The sequence below is a fragment of the Streptomyces sp. SirexAA-E genome, from assembly GCF_000177195.2.
In the GTDB taxonomy this organism is placed as follows: Bacteria; Actinomycetota; Actinomycetes; order Streptomycetales; family Streptomycetaceae; genus Streptomyces; species Streptomyces flavovirens.
Map to the genome: position 1 here is coordinate 3,141,531 of NC_015953.1, position 19,775 is coordinate 3,161,305.

Annotated in this window: 15 protein-coding genes and 4 pseudogenes; 5 read left to right on the forward strand and 14 right to left on the reverse strand. The window is 73.4% G+C overall.

The features are described 5' to 3' along the window. Window positions 1–543 precede the first annotated feature (543 nt). The 6 genes and pseudogenes from proC to SACTE_RS13875 all read right to left on the reverse strand — a co-directional run bounded on the left by proC (window position 544) and on the right by SACTE_RS13875 (window position 3,917). The gene (proC, locus tag SACTE_RS13850) at window positions 544–1,353 is read right to left on the reverse strand and encodes a pyrroline-5-carboxylate reductase (RefSeq protein ID WP_014046658.1); all 810 of its coding nucleotides are present in this window, start codon (window positions 1,351–1,353) and stop codon (window positions 544–546) included. A gap of 61 nt (window positions 1,354–1,414) precedes the next feature. Continuing rightward, a pseudogene (locus SACTE_RS33185) lies at window positions 1,415–1,778 on the reverse strand (ABC transporter permease); the annotation flags it as partial. Continuing rightward, window positions 1,775–2,042 (reverse strand): annotated as a pseudogene (locus SACTE_RS13860) (ATP-binding cassette domain-containing protein); the annotation flags it as partial. The pseudogenes SACTE_RS33185 and SACTE_RS13860, both read right to left, overlap by 4 nt. Before the next feature lie 25 nt (window positions 2,043–2,067). Then, complete coding sequence (locus SACTE_RS13865) at window positions 2,068–2,865, reverse strand: class I SAM-dependent methyltransferase (RefSeq protein ID WP_014046659.1); 798 nt, start codon at window positions 2,863–2,865, stop codon at window positions 2,068–2,070. A gap of 141 nt (window positions 2,866–3,006) precedes the next feature. After that, window positions 3,007–3,555 (reverse strand): hypothetical protein, encoded by a 549-nt coding sequence (locus tag SACTE_RS13870; RefSeq protein WP_014046660.1) that lies wholly within the window; start codon window positions 3,553–3,555, stop codon window positions 3,007–3,009. A gap of 20 nt (window positions 3,556–3,575) precedes the next feature. Then, complete coding sequence (locus SACTE_RS13875) at window positions 3,576–3,917, reverse strand: hypothetical protein (protein WP_014046661.1); 342 nt, start codon at window positions 3,915–3,917, stop codon at window positions 3,576–3,578. A gap of 126 nt (window positions 3,918–4,043) precedes the next feature. Between SACTE_RS13875 and SACTE_RS13880 the strand changes: the two are divergent. Then, window positions 4,044–6,209 (forward strand): annotated as a pseudogene (locus tag SACTE_RS13880) (PQQ-binding-like beta-propeller repeat protein). A gap of 85 nt (window positions 6,210–6,294) precedes the next feature. On the opposite strand, the gene ilvD reads toward SACTE_RS13880, so the two are convergent. The 6 genes and pseudogenes from ilvD to SACTE_RS13905 all read right to left on the reverse strand — a co-directional run bounded on the left by ilvD (window position 6,295) and on the right by SACTE_RS13905 (window position 12,191). After that, window positions 6,295–8,145, reverse strand: a complete 1,851-nt coding sequence (gene ilvD, locus SACTE_RS13885; RefSeq protein ID WP_014046662.1) for a dihydroxy-acid dehydratase — start codon at window positions 8,143–8,145, stop codon at window positions 6,295–6,297. Window positions 8,146–8,294: 149 nt separating this feature from the next. Further along, complete coding sequence (locus SACTE_RS13890; protein ID WP_050986365.1) at window positions 8,295–9,554, reverse strand: PQQ-binding-like beta-propeller repeat protein; 1,260 nt, start codon at window positions 9,552–9,554, stop codon at window positions 8,295–8,297. Between the two features lie 160 nt (window positions 9,555–9,714). After that, window positions 9,715–10,227, reverse strand: coding sequence for a hypothetical protein (locus SACTE_RS35015; protein WP_256059266.1), 513 nt, complete (start codon window positions 10,225–10,227; stop codon window positions 9,715–9,717). Next, a pseudogene (locus tag SACTE_RS35575) lies at window positions 10,191–10,343 on the reverse strand (TetR/AcrR family transcriptional regulator); the annotation flags it as partial. The pseudogene SACTE_RS35575 and the gene SACTE_RS35015, both read right to left, overlap by 37 nt. Then, window positions 10,340–11,149, reverse strand: coding sequence for a sugar phosphate isomerase/epimerase (locus tag SACTE_RS13900; RefSeq protein ID WP_014046664.1), 810 nt, complete (start codon window positions 11,147–11,149; stop codon window positions 10,340–10,342). The gene SACTE_RS13900 and the pseudogene SACTE_RS35575, both read right to left, overlap by 4 nt. A gap of 94 nt (window positions 11,150–11,243) precedes the next feature. Beyond that, the gene (locus SACTE_RS13905) at window positions 11,244–12,191 is read right to left on the reverse strand and encodes a Ppx/GppA phosphatase family protein (protein ID WP_014046665.1); all 948 of its coding nucleotides are present in this window, start codon (window positions 12,189–12,191) and stop codon (window positions 11,244–11,246) included. Between the two features lie 41 nt (window positions 12,192–12,232). Here SACTE_RS13905 and SACTE_RS13910 point away from each other — a divergent pair, with 41 nt between their 5' ends. After that, window positions 12,233–13,072 carry a hypothetical protein gene (locus SACTE_RS13910; RefSeq protein WP_014046666.1) on the forward strand — a complete coding sequence of 280 codons (840 nt, stop codon included), beginning with the start codon at window positions 12,233–12,235 and terminating at the stop codon, window positions 13,070–13,072. Between the two features lie 36 nt (window positions 13,073–13,108). Here SACTE_RS13910 and SACTE_RS13915 read toward each other — a convergent pair whose 3' ends face one another. Next, a complete protein-coding gene (locus tag SACTE_RS13915; protein WP_014046667.1) occupies window positions 13,109–14,911 on the reverse strand; it encodes a hypothetical protein in 1,803 nt (600 codons plus the stop codon). 135 nt (window positions 14,912–15,046) lie between these two features. Between SACTE_RS13915 and radA the strand changes: the two genes are divergently transcribed. Together radA and disA are read left to right on the forward strand one after the other, a co-directional pair. Beyond that, window positions 15,047–16,459, forward strand: a complete 1,413-nt coding sequence (gene radA / locus SACTE_RS13920) for a DNA repair protein RadA (protein WP_014046668.1) — start codon at window positions 15,047–15,049, stop codon at window positions 16,457–16,459. Window positions 16,460–16,539: 80 nt separating this feature from the next. Continuing rightward, a complete protein-coding gene (disA, locus tag SACTE_RS13925) occupies window positions 16,540–17,664 on the forward strand; it encodes a DNA integrity scanning diadenylate cyclase DisA (RefSeq protein WP_026359248.1) in 1,125 nt (374 codons plus the stop codon). 39 nt (window positions 17,665–17,703) lie between these two features. Here disA and SACTE_RS13930 read toward each other — a convergent pair whose 3' ends face one another. Further along, complete coding sequence (locus SACTE_RS13930) at window positions 17,704–18,552, reverse strand: hypothetical protein (protein WP_202434226.1); 849 nt, start codon at window positions 18,550–18,552, stop codon at window positions 17,704–17,706. 260 nt (window positions 18,553–18,812) lie between these two features. Between SACTE_RS13930 and SACTE_RS13935 the strand changes: the two genes are divergently transcribed. Further along, window positions 18,813–19,715 (forward strand): A/G-specific adenine glycosylase, encoded by a 903-nt coding sequence (locus SACTE_RS13935; protein WP_014046671.1) that lies wholly within the window; start codon window positions 18,813–18,815, stop codon window positions 19,713–19,715. Window positions 19,716–19,775 lie beyond the last annotated feature (60 nt).

Consider the following 19,775-nt stretch of genomic DNA (forward strand, 5'->3'; position numbering starts at 1 on the left):
CGGGGCCCTCCGGGCGCTTCCCTTCGTTCTTGCGTTTCCGACTCTATCAGACTCTTTCGTGTCCGATTCCCGGTCGAAGCGGGTTCCTGCTCGGCGGTTGATTCACCACCGTGCTTTCCAGTTCTTCGCTTTCGCGTTTCCCTTTCCGGCGGTTCCGACTCTATCAGATCCTTTCGGGCCTGATTCCCAGTCAGCGGGCTTCGTCTTCCCGGCCGTTGGGCCGTTCCGACGAGTGAGACTTTAGCGGAATCCCCGGCTCCGAAGCTAATCGGGTTGCCTTCGAACACTGATTCCTCATTTCGCACAGACGCGCACATACAAAACGCACGACAGGAGTCGCTCGTTAGCTGTGGTGACTGCGGAATGGCTGTCCGGGGACCGACCGGAGTCGGCGCTCACGTCGGACAACTCGGAGCACACTACGGATCCCGTCTGGCCGTGTCAACCTCGCCCCTCGGGCCTCCGCCCCCGGCTGCGGCCACCCGTTCCGCGACCGGTCGCGCCGGGCCGGTGACGCGGCCGGGGAGGAGGACGGGAGGGGGTTCAGCCGTTGCCGGAGGCCAGCTCGCGGCTGCGGTCGCGGGCCGCCTCCAGGGCGGCGATGAGGGCGGCGCGTACGCCGTGGTTCTCCAGCTCCCGGATGGCGCTGATGGTGGTGCCGGCCGGACTGGTCACGGCCTCACGCAGCTTGACCGGGTGTTCGCCACTGTCCCGGAGCATGACGGCGGCGCCGATCGCGGCCTGCACGATCAGGTCGTGTGCCTGGGCGCGGGGCAGGCCCAGCAGGATGCCGGCGTCCGTCATGGCCTCGACGAGGAAGTAGAAGTACGCGGGCCCCGAGCCGGAGAGCGCGGTGGCGGCGTCCTGCTGGGACTCCGGGACGCGCAGCGTCTTGCCCACACCGCCGAAGATCGCCTCGGCGAGTCCGAGATGGTCGGGCGTGGCGTGGCTGCCCGCAGAGATCACGGACATCCCCTCGTCCACCAGCACCGGGGTGTTCGGCATGACCCGGACCACCGGGGTCCCCTCGACGAGGCGGTCCTCGATGAAGGCCGTCGTGATGCCGGCGGCCGCGCTGATGACCAGGCGGTCGGAGGTGACGTGCGGGGCGAGCTCGTCCAGGAGCGTGCCCATGTCCTGGGGCTTGACCGCGAGGATCAGGATGTCCGCGCTCTTGGCGGCCTCGGGGTTGGTCACGGCCTCGACGCCGTACCGGGTGCGGAGCTTCTCCGCGCGCTCGGCGCGGCGGGTGGTCACGAGCAGGTCGCCGGCCCGCCAGCCGGCCCGGATCATGCCACTGAGCAGGGCCTCGCCGATCTTGCCTGTACCGAGGACTGCGACTGTCTGGGTCATGCGGTTTCACCCTCCGGGCGGCGGTACGCGTCGTCGTGGCCGCCATCCTCGCACCGGGGCGTCAGGCCGTGCGGCGGCGGAGGGTGGCCGCGCCCAGGCAGAGAACGAGCAGCGCGGATCCCGCGACGACCAGGACGTCGCGGGAGAAGTCGGCGGTCACGTCCGGGTGGCTGAGGATCTGGTTCATCCCGCCTGGAACTCGGAGGCGGCGAAGGCCGACACGAACAGCCCGAGCGCCGTGCCCGGCAACGCGTCGAGCAGCGCGACCAGGAGCAGCGGCCAGGGGGACCCGACGACGTCGAGGCCCGGGACACCCACACCGAGAGCGCGGTCGCCTGCAAGGACTGAACGACGGCCACGGCACCGAAGGCCAGGGCGTATCCGGCGATCAGGCCCCCCTTCCCCAGGGACATGGCGAGCAGGCGTCGTCCATGACGTGGGAGGAGAGGAGGATCGTGGTGCCCCGGTCCGCGGCGCGGGCGTGGAAGAGGTCCCAGAGATCGCGTCGGAGCACGGGGCCGAGGCCGAGGCCGACGGTCGGCTCGTCGAGCACCAGGAGTTCGGGGGTACCGAGCAGGGCGACGGAGGGAGACGCGGCTGCGCCGGCCCCGGGAGAGGTTCTCGGCGAGCGCGTCCCCCTGGTCGGTGAGGTCGACGTCCCGGACGTCGCGGGTGACCGCCTCGTGCCGGACCTCGCGGCGAAGGGGCGGCCGGTCACCCCGCCGTGTCCGGGCCGTCCACGACCACCACGCCGAGGTCGACCACGTAGCGCTCCTCGACCGTGCCGTCCGGGAAGACCGCGGCGAGGTGACGGCGCTCCTCGTCCAGGAACTCCCGGGTCCGCTCCTCCTCGCCCGCGCCACGCACGAGGAAGGCCGAGTGGCTGGCCAGGTTGGTCAGATGGGTCTCGACCGGCACGGTCCGGCCCCAGGGCAGCCGCCGTCGCACGAAGGCCCCTTCGGGGAGGCGCGACCCGGCACCGCCTCCGGGGGTGACCGCCGAACCGTGGGCGCTGTCGCCCGTGCCGAAGTGACGGCGCAGACGCTCGTCCTGTTCGGCGATCCAGGCCACGGAGTGGTCGGCGACGTTCCACCAGAGCGCCAGGGCGCCGCCGGGCCGCAGCACCCGGGCGGCCTCGGCCAGCGACAGGGCGGGGTCGGTCCAGTGCCAGGACTGGGCGTAGGTGAGGAGGTCCACCGACGCGGTGGCGAGCGGGAGCCGGTTGCCGTCGCCCCGGACGACCGGCACGGACGGCAGGGAGCGGTGCAGTTCGGCCGCCATCCCCGGGCCGGGCTCGACGGCCGTGACCCGGGCGCCGCGTGTGTGGAGCAGCAGGGTCGCGATGCCGGTCCCCGCGCCGACGTCGACGGCCCGCGCGCCGTCCAGGGGGCGGCCGGCCAGCTCCTCGATCGCGTCGAAGAGGGCGGGCGGGTATCCGGGGCGGGCCGCGGCGTACGAGGCGGCGGCCCGGTCGAAGGACAGGGCGCGGGGTGTGGGAGCAGATGTGGTCATGACCCATCGTGTGCCATCACGTGGCGGCGGGTCCACCGTGCGGCGTGCCCGCACGGCGGCGGGTGCGCACGGCGGGTCCACCGTGCGGCGTGCCCGCACGGCGGCGGGTGCGCACGCGCCGTGCGGCACCCGCCCCGTGCTCTACCCGCGGCCGTTGCGCCTGGCCTTGGCGCTCCTGCGTGCCGCCGGGTTGCCGGTGCGGGCGGAGCGCCGCTTCGCGTACCGGGCCACGGCCGTCTCGTACTCGGCGCGCCGCAGCTTCTCGCCCGGTGCCTCCGTGAGCGAGCGGACGAAATAGGCGAGGAGAGAGCCGATGAAGCCGATCGACTTGAGCCCGCGCAGGCTCTCCTCGCGGGCCGGGTCGGCGGGGCGGCCGCGGAAGCCGTCCCAGGTCCGCCGGAAGGCGAGGGCGCTGCATACCGCGAACATCAGCACGACGAGCATGCCGACGATCCCGCCGACCTCGGCGATCTCCAGCCCTTGGTACGCCAGGCGCAGCACCAGGCAGGAGACGACGGCCGCCGCCAGCGAGCCGACGGAGACGCCCACGCGCCGCAGCCCGTAGCCGCCGTCGTGGTCGACCCAGGTCGTACCGAAGAAGCGGAGGGGTTCGGGTTCGGGGCCGGCTGCGGGGCCCTGGGGGGCCGTGCCGCCGGAGGGTGCGTCGGTTGCCTCGCTGTTCTCGCTCACGGGACCGATTATCCCGCGTGTCAGTCGCAGCGCGGGGCGATGTATCCGTCACTGCCCGTGCGGATGTAGGTGTCCGACACGAACTCGCCGCTCGCGATGTTGTTCCAGATGCTCGACGTGCCGTACGGCCCGGAGACGCGTTCGCCCGGCTTCTGGCAGTAGACGGGGACGCTGCTGCCGGCCGGCAGCGTCCGGACGATGCCGTACTGCGTGCCCGGTCCGCGCCGGACGTTGACGCGGTAGCCGGGTGCGACCGGGTAGACCACGGTGCGCGCGGCGAGCGCCGTCGCCTCCCCGGAGCCTGCCGCGGTGCCGTCCGTGACCACGGTGTCCGTGGTGCCGGTGTTCTCCTCAACGCCCATGGTGGGCCTCCCCCGTTGAAAGCGAATCGCGTGACGCGCGCAGGCTAACAAGCTCCGGCGTTCTCGCACGCACCATCGACTAGGCTCCGTGCGTCGCGCTTGCGCACGAACACACGGGGGTGGGCGATGCCGCCGCTGCGAGGGACCGGATCGGATCCGGAAGCGGAGCATCCTGAGTACGCCGGGCAGTACCGGCTGGAGGCGTGCCTCGGCGCGGGCGGCATGGGGGTGGTGCACCTGGCGCGCTCCGCCTCCGGGCTCCAGCTCGCGGTGAAGGTGGTGCACCGGCGGCACGCGGCCGATCCCGAGTTCAGGGCGCGCTTCCGGCAGGAGGTGGCGGCCGCGCGGCGGGTCAGCGGGGCGTTCACCGCGCCGGTCGTCGACGCCGATCCGGGGGCCGCGCTGCCCTGGATGGCCACCCTGTACGTGCCCGGCCCGACCCTTTCCGCGCAGGTGAAGCGGAACGGTCCGATGAGCCCCGCCGAACTGCGCCGGCTGACGGCCGGTCTCGCCGAGGCGCTGCGCGACATCCACCGCGCCGGTGTCGTCCACCGCGACCTCAAGCCGAGCAACGTCCTGCTCCCCGACTCCGGGCCCAAGGTCATCGACTTCGGGATCTCCCGTCCGTACGACAGCGATCTGCGCACCGAGACCGGGAAGCTGATCGGCTCACCGCCCTACATGGCGCCCGAGCAGTTCCAGCGGCCCCGGGAGGTCGGTCCGGCCGCGGACGTGTTCGCGCTGGGGGCCGTGCTGGTGCACGCGGCGACCGGCCGGGGGCCGTTCGACTCGGACAGCCCGTACATCGTGGCCTACCAGGTGGTGCACGACGAGGCCGATCTGGCGGGGGTGCCCGCGGACCTCGCGCCGCTGGTCGCCCGGTGCCTGGCGAAGGACCCGGATCTGCGCCCCACGCCCGACGAGATCATGGCGGCGCTGCGCCCGCCGTCGTACGAGGCCACCGCCTTCATACCGGCGCAGCGGCCTCCGGCTCCCGTCGAGTCCGGCGTGCGGACGGTGGCCGCGGAGGCGTCCACGCACGTGCGGGCGCCGGACGGGCTGCCGTCCGGGGCGGACGGCGGCACGGGGGCCCGGCGTCCCGCGCGGCGGCTCGTGGTCGCGGCTGCGGCGCTGGCCCTGCTGGTGGCCGGGGGGCTCTGGGTGGCCGGTACGGGGGACGGCCCGGGCGCCCCGGAGCCCGCCGGGACGGCGGAGCGTCCGGCCGCCTTCGCGCCCTGGCGGGCACCGTTGCGGTCGGCGGACGGTTCGGCGCCCTCGTGCCACGCCTCACCGGCCGGTGCGGATCCGGCGCTGTACTGCGTGGCCACCGGATTCGGCACGGTGCGGCTGTCCCCGGCGGACGGCGGGACGGTCTGGTCCCACGGTGACACCGGCAAGGAGGCCCTGGCGCTGGGTACGGGCGCCGGGGGCACCGTCTACACCGCCCGGCCGGGCGGTGAGCTGCGGGCGTACGCCGCGGACGGGGGCGCGGAGCTCTGGCGTGCGGAGCTCTCCGGCTACCTGGACGTCCCGTTCCCGGCGGGTGACGTGCTGCTGATGGGCCGTCAGGACGGTACGGCGGAGGGCCTCGACGCGGCGACCGGCGCGTCCCTGTGGCGCCACGCCGTGTCCGGGCACCCTCGTCCGGGCTAGGCCTGGTACGACGACGCGGCGGGGCTCGCGTACCTCTTCGAGTACGCCCCGGACGGCGCCACGACCCTGGTCACGGCGCTCGACGCGCGGACCGGGGGCACGGCCTGGCAGAGCCGGCTGGACGGGCTGCTCACCCCGGCCGGAAGCTCCGGAGGGGCGCTGCTGCTGACGTCCGCGAACGAACGGTCGCAGACCACGGCGCTGGTCCGCTACGACCCGGAGTCGCACGGCACGACCCGGGTGGCGCTGCCCTTCCGGATGTACGGGCCGTCGGTCGCGGTGGCCGGGGACACCGTCCTGCTGCTGGAGCGCGGCGGCACGCTGCTGGCCGTCGACGTCCGTCCGGGCGCGAAGAAGGCCGAGCGGTGGCGGCTGGAGACGGCCGTCGGGCTGACCTCGGCTCCCGTGCTCGGGCCGGACGGCGGCCGGCTGTACTTCTCGGCGGCCGACGGACGGCTGCTGGCCGTCGACACGGCGCGCGGGACGCTGCTCGGCCAGACGCGCCCGCGGCTGCGGGACGGCCGGCTGGGCCACGCCTCGTCGCTGCCGGCCCCGGTGGTCGTCGGCGGGTCCGTCGTGGGGACCGCGCCGGACGGTTCGGTCTTCGCCGTGGACGCGGACGACCCCGCCCGCTGGTGACGGCGGACGGGGTCGGGCGGGTGCGCGGGCCGCGGGCTGTCCCTTCGTACCCGCGCCTGGCGGAGGCGACGGGACAGCCCTGGGGTCAGGCGAGCTTGGAGACGTCCCGGACGGCGCCGCGGTCCGCGCTCGTCGCCATCGCGGCGTAGGCGCGAAGGGCCGCCGAGACCTTGCGGTCGCGGTTCTTCGGCGCGTACACGCCGTTCAGCGCCTCGCGGCGGGTGGCGAGCTCCGCCTCGGGGACGAGGAGCTCGATCGAACGGTTCGGGATGTCGATACTGATCCGGTCGCCGTCCTCGACGAGCGCGATCGTGCCGCCGGACGCCGCCTCGGGCGAGGCGTGGCCGATGGAGAGGCCCGAGGTGCCGCCGGAGAACCGGCCGTCGGTGACCAGGGCGCAGGCCTTGCCGAGGCCTCGGCCCTTCAGGAAGGACGTCGGGTAGAGCATCTCCTGCATGCCGGGGCCGCCGCGCGGTCCCTCGTAGCGGATGACGACGACGTCGCCCTCCTTGATCTCCTTGCGGAGGATCTTGTCGACGGCGTCCTCCTGCGACTCGCAGACGACGGCCGGGCCCTCGAAGGTCCAGATCGACTCGTCGACGCCCGCGGTCTTGACGACGCAGCCGTCCACGGCGAGGTTCCCCTTGAGGACCGCCAGGCCGCCGTCCTTGGAGTACGCGTGCTCCAGGTCGCGGATGCAGCCGCCGGCCGCGTCCAGGTCGAGGGTGTCCCAGCGCTCGGACTGCGAGAAGGCGGTGGCGCTGCGGACGCAGCCCGGGGCGGCGTGCCAGAGCTCGACGGCCTCGGGCGACGGGGAACCGCCGCGGACGTCCCAGTTCTTCAGCCACTCGGCGAGGGTGTCGGAGTGGACCGCGTGCACGTCCTCGTTGAGCAGCCCGCCGCGGTGCAGCTCACCGAGGAGGGCCGGGATGCCGCCCGCCCGGTGGACGTCCTCCATGTAGTACGTGCCGCCGGGGGCGACGTTGGGGGCCACCTTCGACAGACAGGGCACCCGGCGCGAGACCTCGTTGATGTCGTCGAGGTCGTACGCCAGCTCGGCCTCCTCCGCGGCGGCGAGCAGGTGCAGGATCGTGTTGGTCGACCCGCCCATGGCGATGTCGAGCGCCATGGCGTTGTCGAAGGCGGCGCGGGTGCCGATGGAGCGCGGCAGGACGGTCTCGTCGTCCTGCTCGTAGTAGCGCTTGGTGATCTCGACGACCGTGCGGCCGGCCTCCTCGTACAGCGCCTTGCGGGCGGTGTGCGTGGCCAGGACCGAGCCGTTGCCGGGCAGGGAGAGGCCGAGGACCTCGGTCAGGCAGTTCATCGAGTTGGCGGTGAACATGCCGGAGCAGCTGCCGCAGGTGGGGCAGGCGTTCTCCTCGATGCGGAGGATGTCCTCGTCGGAGACGCTCTCGTCGACCGCGTCGCTGATCGCGTTGACCAGGTCGAGCTTGCGGACCGTGCCGTCGACGAGGGTGGCCTTGCCGGCCTCCATCGGGCCGCCGGAGACGAAGACGGTGGGGATGTTGAGGCGCATCGCGGCCATCAGCATGCCCGGGGTGATCTTGTCGCAGTTGGAGATGCAGATCAGGGCGTCGGCGCAGTGCGCCTCGACCATGTACTCGACGCTGTCCGCGATGAGGTCGCGGGAGGGCAGGCTGTAGAGCATGCCGCCGTGGCCCATGGCGATGCCGTCGTCGACCGCGATGGTGTTGAACTCGCGGGGCACGGCGCCCGCCGCCTTGATCGCCTCGGAGACGATCCGTCCGACCGGGGCGAGGTGGGTGTGGCCCGGCACGAACTCGGTGAAGGAGTTGGCCACCGCGATGATCGGCTTGCCGATGTCCTCACTCGCTACGCCGGACGCCCGCATAAGGGCGCGGGCGCCCGCCATGTTGCGGCCGTGGGTGACAGTGCGGGACCTCAGCTGGGGCATCGTCGCTCGCTCCTTCGACAGAAAAGACTGCCTCCGAGCGTACGCCTCCGGTGCCAAGATCTGGACACGGTGTCCGTGATGCGGGATGTGATGCTCGACGGGCGGGCGGGACGGGGAGCGCCGGAAGTCCCCGCGAGCCCGCCCTCGCGTCACACCGCCGGGAGCGCCAGCAGGCGGTCGGCGTGCAGCGCGGCCAGTCGCTCGCCGCCACCGGAGACCACGTACCACTGCTCCACCGAGCCCGTGCCGTCGTTGAAGGTCCAGCGGAGCTTCCCGTCCCGTGCGCCGTAGGCCTGCACGCCGCCGTTCCTGTCGAACTCCGTCGCCCCGTAGAGGGTGTCCCCCACCTTGGCGAACTGGAGCGGGACCGACGCCTCCCGCAGGTCCTCGGTGTTGTGCCACCGCTGCTTGCCGGTGACGGGGTCGACGGCCCACAGGGAGTGGGCGCTGTCCGAGGCGTAGAGCACGCCTTCGATGACGGTCGGCCCGTTGAACGTGTCGAACTCTCCGGTCCGCAGCGCCCAGCGCTCGGCGCCGTCGTCCAGGGCGAAGCAGCGCAGGCTCCGGCCGTCGGCGACGATCACCGCCCCGTCGTGGACGGTGATCCGCTCGAAGTCGGCCCGGCCGATCTTCTTCGTCCACAGCTGCCGTCCGGTCGTGGTGTCGCGGACGGTCAGGTTCTTGCGGAGGTCGGTGTAGACGAGGCGTTCACCGCTCACCGCGGAGGTGAGACCGGACTCGTCGGTCCCGGTGTCCCGCTTCTCGCTCCAGACGGCCTCGCCGGTACGGACGTCGATGGCGGCGATCACATTCGTCCGGGAGCTGAGGTCCTTCTCCAGGATGCCCGCGATCACGTACACGCGTTCGGTGTCGGCGCCGACGGGCCGTGGCTGGGAGTACCGCCCCTCCAGCCGGCTGCGCCAGGTCTCCTTGCCGGTGGCCGGGTCGAGGCCCACGAGATCGCCGTCGTACGTACCGCTGGCCAGGTAGAGCGTCTCCCCGCCGATGATCAGCCGTGCGCCCGGCTGGGCGGCGTCCTTCAGCGACCACAACCGCTCGCCGGTGGCGAGGGACCGGCCCACCAGGGGGTCACCGGCGACCAGTACCACGTCCCCCACGACGGCGAGCACCTCGTGATTGCCGAGGGTGCCCACCGCGGTCCTCTCCTGCCACAGGGCGCGGGGCGCCGACCCCGCGGGAGGAGTGGTGGGCGCGTCCCCGCCCTTTCCCGCCCCGGGGGCCGGGCTCCCGGCCGCGTCGGAGGCGTCCGCCGCCTCGGGGCCGCAGGCGGTGGTCAGCCCTCCCGCCAGGACGAGGCCCATTCCGGCGCCGGCCATCCGCAGCAGCCCTCTGCGCGGCAGCACCGCCCCGTCGCGCCGTACCGGTGTGTGGGTTCTTCGTGTCGTCACGGTCCCGCTCCCCCGCCGTCGTTTGCGATCCGCATCCGCGTCTCACCGAACGCGCACAGCCAACCATCAGGATCCGCCGATTCCACCGCCCGAGACCGATCCGAGACATCGCTGTGAAGCCACCGGCACAGCCGTCACACAAGCAAAACCGGGTGTCCGGTCAACGGTCGGCGAGGTACCGCTGGAGCGTGGGCGCCACCATGGCGACGATCCCTTCCGGGTCGGCGGAGGCCAGCGGCTCCGCCCGGACCACGTACCGCAGGACGGCGGTCCCGATCATGTGCGAGGCGGCCAGTTCGGCACGGAGGGCCGGGTCGGGTACGTCCAGGTCGGCCGCGATCCGGTCCAGCAGCCCGGCGCAGCACGAAGCCGCGCAGCACGTCCGCCGCCGCCTCGTGGGTGAGCGCCGAGCGCAGGATCGCCAGCAGAGGCCCTGGGAGACCGGGTTCTCCCGTACGCCGATGAAGTAGCGGGCCAGCCGCTCGCCCAGGTCCTCGGCGGGGCCGCCGAGGATCTCGGGGAGGACGAGCGCGGGCTCGAAGGAGAGCTCGACGGCCGCCGCGAAAACCTCGTCCTTGGTACCGAGAAGTAGTGGTGGACGAGGGCGGCGTCGGCGTCCGCCGCCCTGGCGATGCCGCGGACCGACGTCTTGCCGTAACCCCGGGCGGCGAATTCGGCGCGGGCGGCCTGGAGGATCCGGCTCCGCGCGTCCGGACCGGCCGCCTTCACCGTACGGGAGGGGCGCCCGCGGCGCCGGGGGGCCGGGCCGTCCGTGGAACCGGTCGTCACGTGCGGGGGGCCCGCGAGGACGCCAGGTGCAGCCGGGTGAAGGCGAGTGCCTCGGCGAGGTCCGCCTCGCGTTCGGCCGACGACATGGCGCGGCGGGTGTTGACCTCGATGACGACATGGCCGTCGAAGCCGGTACGGGCCAGCCGCTCCAGGAGTTCGGCGCAGGGCTGGTCGCCCCGGCCGGGCACCAGGTGCTCGTCCTTGGCGGACCCCTTGCCGTCGGCGAGGTGGACGTGGGCGAGCCGGTCGCCCATCCGGTCCACCATGGCCAGGCCGTCGGTGCGGGCGGTCGCCGTGTGCGAGAGGTCGACGGTGAAGTGCCGGTAGTCGTCCTGGGTGACGTCCCAGGCGGGGGCGTAGGCGAGCATCTCGCGGTCGCGGTAGCGCCACGGGTACATGTTCTCGACGGCGAACCGGACGTCGGTCTCACCGGCCATGCGCCAGATCCCGTCGACGAAGTCCCGGGCGTAGTTGCGCTGCCACCGGAAGGGCGGATGCACGACCACGGCCGACGCGCCGAGCTTCTCGGCCGCCGCCCTGGCCCGCTGGAGCTTCACCCACGGGTCGGTGGACCAGACCCGCTGTGTGATCAGCAGGCAGGGCGCGTGGACGGCGAGGATCGGCACCTGGTGGTAGTCCGACAGACGCCGCAGCGCCTCGATGTCCTGGCTCACGGGGTCGGTCCAGACCATGACCTCGACACCGTCGTAGCCCAGACGCGCGGCGATCTCGAAGGCCGTCGCCGTCGACTCCGGGTAGACCGAGGCCGTCGACAGGGCGACCTTCGCATCCGGGACGCGCACCACTGGATCTGCCACGAAGACAGCGTACGGGCAGCCGCGGGCGAGTTCGGAGGCCCCCGGCCGAAAGTGAGAAGGGCCATGGCGACGGGCACCGTGGTCAGACGACGGCACCCTGGCCGGCCGGGAGGTGGTCCAGGCGGCGCAGGATGACACCCTCGCGCAGGGCCCAGGGGCAGATCTCCAGCTCCTCGACCTCGAAGAGGTCCATCGCGCCCTCGGCGACCAGCGCCCCGGCCAGCAGCTGTCCGGCACGCCCCTCGGCGACGCCGGGAAGGGCGCCCCGCTCCTCGACCGTCATCGCCGCCAGCTTCGGCACCCACTCCGCCAGCGCCTTGCGGGTCAGCACGCGCTGGACGTACAGGCCTTCGGCGGAGCGCGCGGCACCGGTGATCCTGGCGAGCTGCTTGAAGGTCTTGGAGGTACCGACGACATGGTCGGGCCGGCCCAGCCGGGCGAACTCGCCGACCGTGCGCGCGATGCCCGTACGGACGTGGCGGCGCAACTCCCGTACGGACGCCGGGTCCGGCGGGTCGCCCCGGAGCCGGTCCGCGGTGAGGCGCCCCGCGCCGAGCGGCAGGGAGACGGCGGCGTCGGGCTCCTCGTCCATCCCGTAGCCGATCTCCAGCGATCCGCCGCCTATGTCCAGCAGGAGCAGCTTCCCGGCCGACCAGCCGAACCAGCGGCGGGCGGCCAGGAAGGTCAGCCGGGCCTCCTCCGGGCCGCTCAGCACGGTGAGCACGACGCCGGTCTCGTCCTTCACCCGGGACAGCACCTGGTCCGCGTCGGTCGCCTCGCGCACGGCGGAGGTGGCGAACGCCAGCACCTCCTCGCAGCCCTTGTCCTCGGCCGCCCGCAGGGCGTCGGCGACCGTCGCCGCCAGGCGCTCCACCCCCAGCGGGCCGATCGCCCCGTCCGCGTCGAGGAGTTCGGCCAGCCGCAGCTCCGCCTTGTGCGAGTGCGCGGACAGCGGGCGGGCGCCGGGATGGGCGTCCACCACCAGCAGATGCACCGTGTTCGACCCCACGTCGAGGACTCCGAGTCTCATACCGGGAAACGCTACTGCGGCCGCGGACTTACTCTGGGCGCGTGCCAAAGACGAAAAAGGCGAAGCCGGACAAAGCCACGAAGAAGCAGAAGACGAAGCAGGAGATGCGGCAGGCGGAGGCGAAGGGGCCCGACGTGCCCGACGAGAAGGGGCTCGACTTCGCTCGGGCCTGGGTCGAGTTCCCCGATCCCGCGGACGACGAGCAGGTCTTCCGCTGTGATCTGACCTGGCTGACCTCCCGGTGGACCTGCATCTTCGGCAGCGGCTGCCAGGGCATCCAGGCGGGCCGCGCGGACGACGGGTGCTGCACGCTGGGCGCGCACTTCTCGGACGAGGACGACGAGAAGCGGGTGGCCGGGCACGTGGCCCGGCTCACCCCGGAGATCTGGCAGTTCCACGACGTCGGCACCACGACGGGCTGGGTGGGCGTCGACGAGGACGGCGAACGCCAGACACGGCGCTGGGACGGCTCCTGCATCTTCCAGAACCGCCCGGGCTTCGCGGGCGGCATGGGCTGCTCGCTGCACATCCTGGCCCTGCGGGAGGGCAAGGAGCCGCTGGAGACCAAGCCGGACGTCTGCTGGCAGCTGCCGGTGAGGCGTACGTACGACTGGATCGACCGGCCCGACGACACACGCGTGCTCCAGGTGTCCATCGGCGAGTACGACCGGCGCGGCTGGGGGCCGGGCGGGCACGACCTGCACTGGTGGTGCACCTCGGCTACCTCGGCGCACGGGGCGGGGGATCCGGTGTACGTCTCCTACCGGCCCGAACTCACCGAGCTGATGGGCAAGGAGGCGTACGACCGGCTGGTCGAGCTGTGCGAGCAGCGGCTGGCGTCCCTGCTCCCGATGGCCCCGCACCCGGCCGACCCGGCCTGAGGGCCTGTCCGGGCCGCTGTCCCGTTCTCCGGGAGGTCAGCCGGCCGGTGAGGCCGTGTCCCCCGGGGCGGCCGGCGGGTCCGACGGGGCCGGGGCCGAGGGTTCTCCGGTCGGGGACGGCGTGGGATCGGGCGTGCCCGGGGTCGGGTCGGTCGGATCGGGCGTCGGTTCCGTGGGGTCCGGGGAGCCCGGGGTCGGGTCGGGTGAGGACGGCGGCGGGGAGGACGGCGTGGTGGGGTCGGGCCTGCCCGGGGTCGGGTCCGGCCCCGGTGCCGGGTTCCCGGGGGCCGGTGCGGTGGCGCCGTGGCCGGTGATCGCCACCGCGGACCCCGAGGGCGCGAGGACGACACGGGCGCGCCACGGGCCGGCCGGTTCGGCGGCCCGGTCCACGAGGACGTACAGCGTCGTGGACCGGCCGGGCGCGAGCGTGCCGGAGGCGCGGCTGAGGCGGAGCCAGGGGGCGTCGGCGCGGGCCGACCAGGAGACGGGCTCACCACCGGTCGCGGTGAGGGTGATCGTCGTCCGGCCGCCGGAGGAGAGCGCGGTGATCCGGAGTGTGCCGGCCGTGTGCCGACCGGCCCCGACGCTGACCACCTCGGCGGACACGTCGGGCCGTCGGCCGCCGTCCGTGAAGCGGCCGCCCGGGTCGAGGCGGGCGTTGCCCGCGTTCTCGTAGTGGTCCTCGGGATCGCCGGACGGGCTGCCCGACTCGTCCACCTCCGTCGCGGTGACCGAGGAGCCGTCACGGCCCTCACCGGTCAGCGGGGCGCCCCGGTAGGCGGCCCACAGGGCGATCACCGGGGCGGCGACGACCGTGGCCACGACGGTCGTCGTCACGACCCGGGCGCGCACCCGGTCGCGGCGGGCGGCGTGGTCCTTGGGGTCCAGCGGGAAGCCCGTGCGGCCGAAGCGGGGAGCGCCCGAGCGGGACCGCCGGGCGTGGACCAGCGCGACGTGCACCGAAGGGCGCGGTGCCTCGACGACCGGGAGCGCGGCGGCCGGGGTGACGGCCCCGCCCGGCCAGGGTCCGGCGGCGCCGGCCCGTTCGGCGGCGTGACGGCAGCGGGGGCAGTCGTCGACGTGCCGGACGAGCTCCCGGCGCAGGGCCGAGGAGAGCAGCACCTGGTGGGTGCCGGTGAGCCGGGTGACGGTGGCGCAGTTGCCCGTCTCGACGACGGCGAGCGCGGCACGCGTACGTTCCACCTCGCAGGCGGCGGCGGCCAGGAGTTCGCGGGCGCTGCCCGGTTCCAGGCCCAGGACGGCGGCGACGGCGCGGGGGGTGAGCCGGTGGCGCACCGCGAGCTCCAGTGCCTCGCGCTGTTCCGGGGTGGTGCCCGCGGCCTCGGGCCAGGCGAGCTGGGCGAGCTCCCGCCGGCGGGCCTCGGCCGCCGGTGACTCGGCGGGGTCCGGGGCGGTCGCCTCCTCGGGGGTGCCCCGGGGGGCGGGCGCGGGCGGCGCGGGCGGCCTGCGGTGCGCCTGTCGGCCGCGCTTCTGCTCGGTGAGGGCGCGCAGACACGTCCACCTGGCCAGGGCGTACAGCCAGGATTTACGTTCCTCCTCGGCCGCGGGGCACCGGCTGTGCTGTCGTTCCGCGATGGCGAGCACCGAGCCCAGCGCCTCGGTCGCCGCCTCGTGGTCGCACAGCACGGAGAGGCAGTAGGTGAACAAGCCGTCGAGGTACGCCTCGTAACGTGCGGACGATCGCTGCGCCGATGGACGGGACGCGCGGCGATGCGCCCGGTGTGCGCCGGTGGTGTGTGTGGGGGGCTCCAGCCTGCTGCTCGTCACCTTGCGACCGTAGGCAGACAAGGTCGGCCCCTTGACGGCGCTTCTCCACATTTAATCCTTACGGGTGACGGTATCCCTCGAAAGAGGACAGGAACCCCGGATTCCACCGGTACTTCCCCCTCGTACACCCGTTCCCCCTCCGTGCCCGTGGTCGGCACTGTCAGTACCCGCCTATACGGTGACGCCATGGCTGCCCGTACAAAATCCACGAAGGACCGGCCGTCCTACCGCTGCACCGAATGCGGCTGGACGACCGCCAAGTGGCTCGGCCGCTGCCCGGAGTGCCAGGCCTGGGGGACGGTCGAGGAGTTCGGCGGCGCCCCCGCCGTCCGCACCACGGCCGCGGGCCGGGTCTCCACCGCCGCCCTGCCGATCGGCCAGGTCGACAGCAGGCAGGCCACGGCCCGCTCCACGCGCGTCCCCGAGCTGGACCGGGTGCTCGGCGGCGGGCTCGTGCCCGGCGCCGTCGTGCTGCTCGCCGGCGAGCCCGGTGTGGGCAAGTCGACGCTGCTGCTGGACGTGGCGGCCAAGGCCGCGAGCGAGGACCACCGCACGCTCTACGTCACGGCCGAGGAGTCGGCGAGCCAGGTGCGGCTGCGGGCGGACCGGATCGGGGCGATCGACGACCATCTCTTCCTGGCCGCGGAGACCGACCTGTCGGCGGTCCTGGGCCACCTGGACGCGGTCAACCCCTCGCTGCTCGTCCTCGACTCCGTGCAGACCGTCGCCTCGCCCGAGATCGACGGCGCCCCGGGCGGCATGGCGCAGGTCCGCGAGGTGGCGGGCGCGCTGATCCGGGCCTCGAAGGAGCGGGGCATGTCGACACTCCTGGTCGGCCACGTCACCAAGGACGGCGCGATCGCGGGGCCCCGGCTGCTGGAGCACCTGGTCGACGTGGTGCTGTCCTTCGAGGGCGACCGGCACGCACGCCTCCGTCTCGTCCGGGGCGTCAAGAACCGCTACGGCGCCACGGACGAGGTCGGCTGCTTCGAGCTGCACGACGAGGGCATCACCGGTCTCACCGACCCCTCGGGCCTCTTCCTCACCCGCCGCGACGAGCCGGTGCCGGGCACCTGTCTGACGGTCACCCTGGAAGGAAAGCGTCCCCTCGTCGCGGAGGTGCAGGCGCTGACGGTCGACTCGCAGATCCCGTCGCCCCGTCGCACGACCTCCGGCCTGGAGACGTCCCGGGTCTCGATGATGCTGGCCGTCCTGGAGCAGCGGGGCCGGATCAGCGCGCTCGGCAAGCGCGACATCTACAGCGCGACGGTGGGCGGCGTGAAGCTCACCGAGCCCGCGGCGGACCTGGCGATCGCGCTGGCGCTGGCCAGCGCGGCCGGGGACACACCGCTCCCGAAGAACCTGGTGGCGATCGGCGAGGTGGGGCTCGCGGGCGAGGTCAGGAGGGTGACGGGGGTGCAGCGCAGACTGGCGGAGGCACACCGTCTGGGGTTCCGTCACGCCCTGGTGCCGAGGGACCCGGGACGGGTCCCGTCCGGTATGAAGGTCACAGAAGTCGCCGACATGGGTGACGCCCTGCGCGCCCTCCCCCGCCGGTCTCGTTCGGACGGACCACGGGAGGACGGCGCACGCCGGTAGACTTTGCCCTGGTCTCGCCCGCCCGTACGAACGGTATGAGGGACGCAAGGGCACCCCAAACCTGTGACCGGAGGAGTGCAGTGGCAGCCAACGACCGGGCAGCATCGCCCGGAAAGTCCGGCCAAGGCACGGGTAACGAGGCGCTGATGCGCGCCTCCCTGAGCGCGGTCGCGCCCGGAACGGCCCTCCGTGACGGCCTGGAGCGCATCCTCCGCGGCAACACCGGAGGGCTGATCGTCCTCGGCATGGACAAGACCGTCGAGTCCATGTGCACCGGCGGTTTCGTGCTGGACGTGGAGTTCACCGCGACCCGGCTGCGGGAGCTGGCCAAGCTGGACGGCGCCCTGATCCTCGACAAGGACATGACGAAGATCCTGCGGGCCGGCGTCCAGCTGGTCCCGGACGCCGGGATCCCCACCGAGGAGACGGGCACCCGTCACCGCACGGCGGACCGCGTCTCGAAGGCGTGCGGTTTCCCCGTGGTCTCGGTCTCCCAGTCGATGCATCTGATCGCGCTGTACGTGCACGGGGAGCGCCGGGTCCTGGAGGAGTCCTCCGCGATCCTCTCCCGCGCCAACCAGGCGCTCGCCACGCTGGAGCGGTACAAGCTCCGGCTGGACGAGGTCGCCGGGACGCTCTCGGCCCTGGAGATCGAGGACCTGGTGACCGTCCGGGACGTGACGGCGGTCGCCCAGCGTCTGGAGATGGTCCGCCTGATCGCCACGGAGATCGCCGAGTACGTGGTGGAGCTCGGCACCGACGGCCGCCTTCTGGCGCTCCAGCTGGACGAGTTGATCGCGGGCGTGGAGCCCGAGCGGGAGCTGGTCGTCCGCGACTACGTCCCGGAACCGACCGCCAAGCGGTCGCGGACGGTCGCGGAGGCGCTGGGCGAGCTCGACACGCTCACCCACACCGAGCTGCTGGAACTTCCCGTCGCGGCCCGCGCCTTGGGCTACAGCGGGTCACCGGAGTCGCTGGACTCGGCGGTGTCGCCGAGGGGCTACCGGCTGCTGGCGAAGGTGCCGCGGCTGCCGGGCGCGATCATCGAGCGTCTGGTGGAGCACTTCGGCGGACTGCAGAAGCTGCTCGCCGCCAGCGTGGACGACCTCCAGACGGTCGACGGGGTCGGCGAGGCCCGCGCCCGCAGCGTGCGCGAAGGACTCTCGCGCCTGGCGGAGTCGTCGATCCTCGAACGGTACGTCTGAGGGCCGGGTCCGGCCCGCCGTGCGGCGGGCCGGACCGGGTCAGTCCTTGGCGAGGACGAAGGACGCGCGCTGTACGGGCTCACCCGGCGCCTTCGCCTCCACCAGGTAGGTGCCGGGGGCGGCCGTACCGGGAGGCGTCGTCCCACACGTGGACGTGCTCTTCTTCCGGTCCCATTCGACGGTGTGCACGATCGTCGCGCCCGCCGGAACCTTCAGGAACACGGCTCCGCCGCGCGGGCAGTCCTTCGAGGACCACACCTGCGCGTCGTCCCCGCCGGCCTCGCTGACGGTGAGCACCGCGTTCTTCGGCCCGAGGTCGGCCTTGCAGTCGGCCGACGAGGTGTTCTTGGCGATCAGCTTGAACACCGGCTTGTCGTCCGGGCCGTAGGTGTTCTCCGTCTTGACGCTCAACTGGAGAACTCCGGGCGTGCAGTTGGGCAGCGGGGAGCTTGCCGGCACCTGCTGGCCGGCTGTTCCGCCGCCACCCGTGCCCGACCCGCCGGCGGACGAGCCTCCGGCCGCCGGTCCGCCGGCAGCCGATCCGCCCGTGCCGGACCCGCCCGTGCCCGATCCGGATCCGCCGCCCGTCCCGGAGCCACCGCCGGTGGCGTCCGAGCCACCGGAGCCGGAGCCCGTGCCGGACCCTCCCGACTCGTCTCGCCCGCCCGGGGGTTGGCCGACGACGGGGTCCGAGCTCGACGGGCCCGGGGTGATCGACGGGGCGGGTGACGCACCGCCGGACTTGCCGTCGTCGCTCTTCTTCCCCCCGCCGCCCGTGGAGGTGACGGCCCACACAACCAGCGCCGCGAGCAGGGCGATCACCAGCACCGCGACTGCCCTCCGACGCCAGTAGATGCTGGAGGGAAGCGGCCCGACCGGATTGCGCATAGATCCCACAAGACCGAACTGTACGAGAGTTCACGGCCGACACCGGCCCCTACCCGCCGCTCTGATCGACAAGTTTTCCGGATCATCATCATGGAACGGCTCACGTCGGGGCATCCGTCCGCTTTGCCCTGATCGTGAACGGCGGGGCGAGGGCGAGGGGTCGAAACGGGTGGCGTTATCACCACGTGAACCATCGGCCGGGCCGACACCCCCGTAGCCGTGCCCGATGTCCCCGCTTCCGTGCCAGGATCGTAGGTGCGATGACTGCCATGACTTCGACACACACGCCCCCCGTCTCCCTCCACACCCCCGTCATCGGGTGGTTCGAGCAGCACGCCCGCGATCTGCCCTGGCGACGTCCCGAAGCGGGCGCCTGGGGAGTGATGGTGAGCGAGTTCATGCTGCAGCAGACCCCGGTGAACCGCGTCCTTCCGGTGTACGAGCAGTGGATGGCCCGCTGGCCCCGTCCCGCCGACCTGGCCGCCGACGCCCCCGGCGAAGCGGTACGCGCCTGGGGCCGGCTCGGCTACCCGCGCCGCGCGCTGCGCCTGCACGGGGCCGCGCAGGCGATAACGGAACGGCACGGCGGCGACGTACCGAGCGAGCACGGCCAGCTGCTCGCGCTGCCCGGGATCGGCGAGTACACGGCGGCCGCCGTGGCCTCCTTCGCGTACGGCCAGCGGCACGCCGTGCTCGACACGAACGTGCGCCGGGTGTTCGCCCGGGCCGCCTCCGGGATCCAGTACCCGCCGAACGCGACCACCGCGGCCGAGCGCAAGCTCGCCCGTGCCCTGCTCCCGGACGAGGACGCGCGGGCGGCCCGCTGGGCGGCGGCCACGATGGAGCTCGGCGCCCTCGTGTGCACCGCGAAGAACGAGGACTGCGGACGCTGCCCGATCGCCGAGCAGTGCGCCTGGCGGCTGGCCGGGAAGCCCGCACACCAGGGGGCTCCGCGCCGCGGCCAGACCTACGCCGGTACGGACCGGCAGGTGCGCGGCCGGCTGCTCGCGGTCCTGCGCGAGTCCGTCGCCCCGGTGCCGCAGGCGGCCCTGGACTCGGTGTGGGAGGAGCCCGTGCAGCGGGCCCGCGCCCTGGACGGACTGGTGGCCGACGGCCTCGTCGAACCGCTGGCGGGCGGCCGGTACCGGCTCCCGCTGACCTGAGCGGAGCACCGGGCGGGGGGCGGGGAGGGTCCGGGAGCACCGGCCCGGACCCGCCCCGCC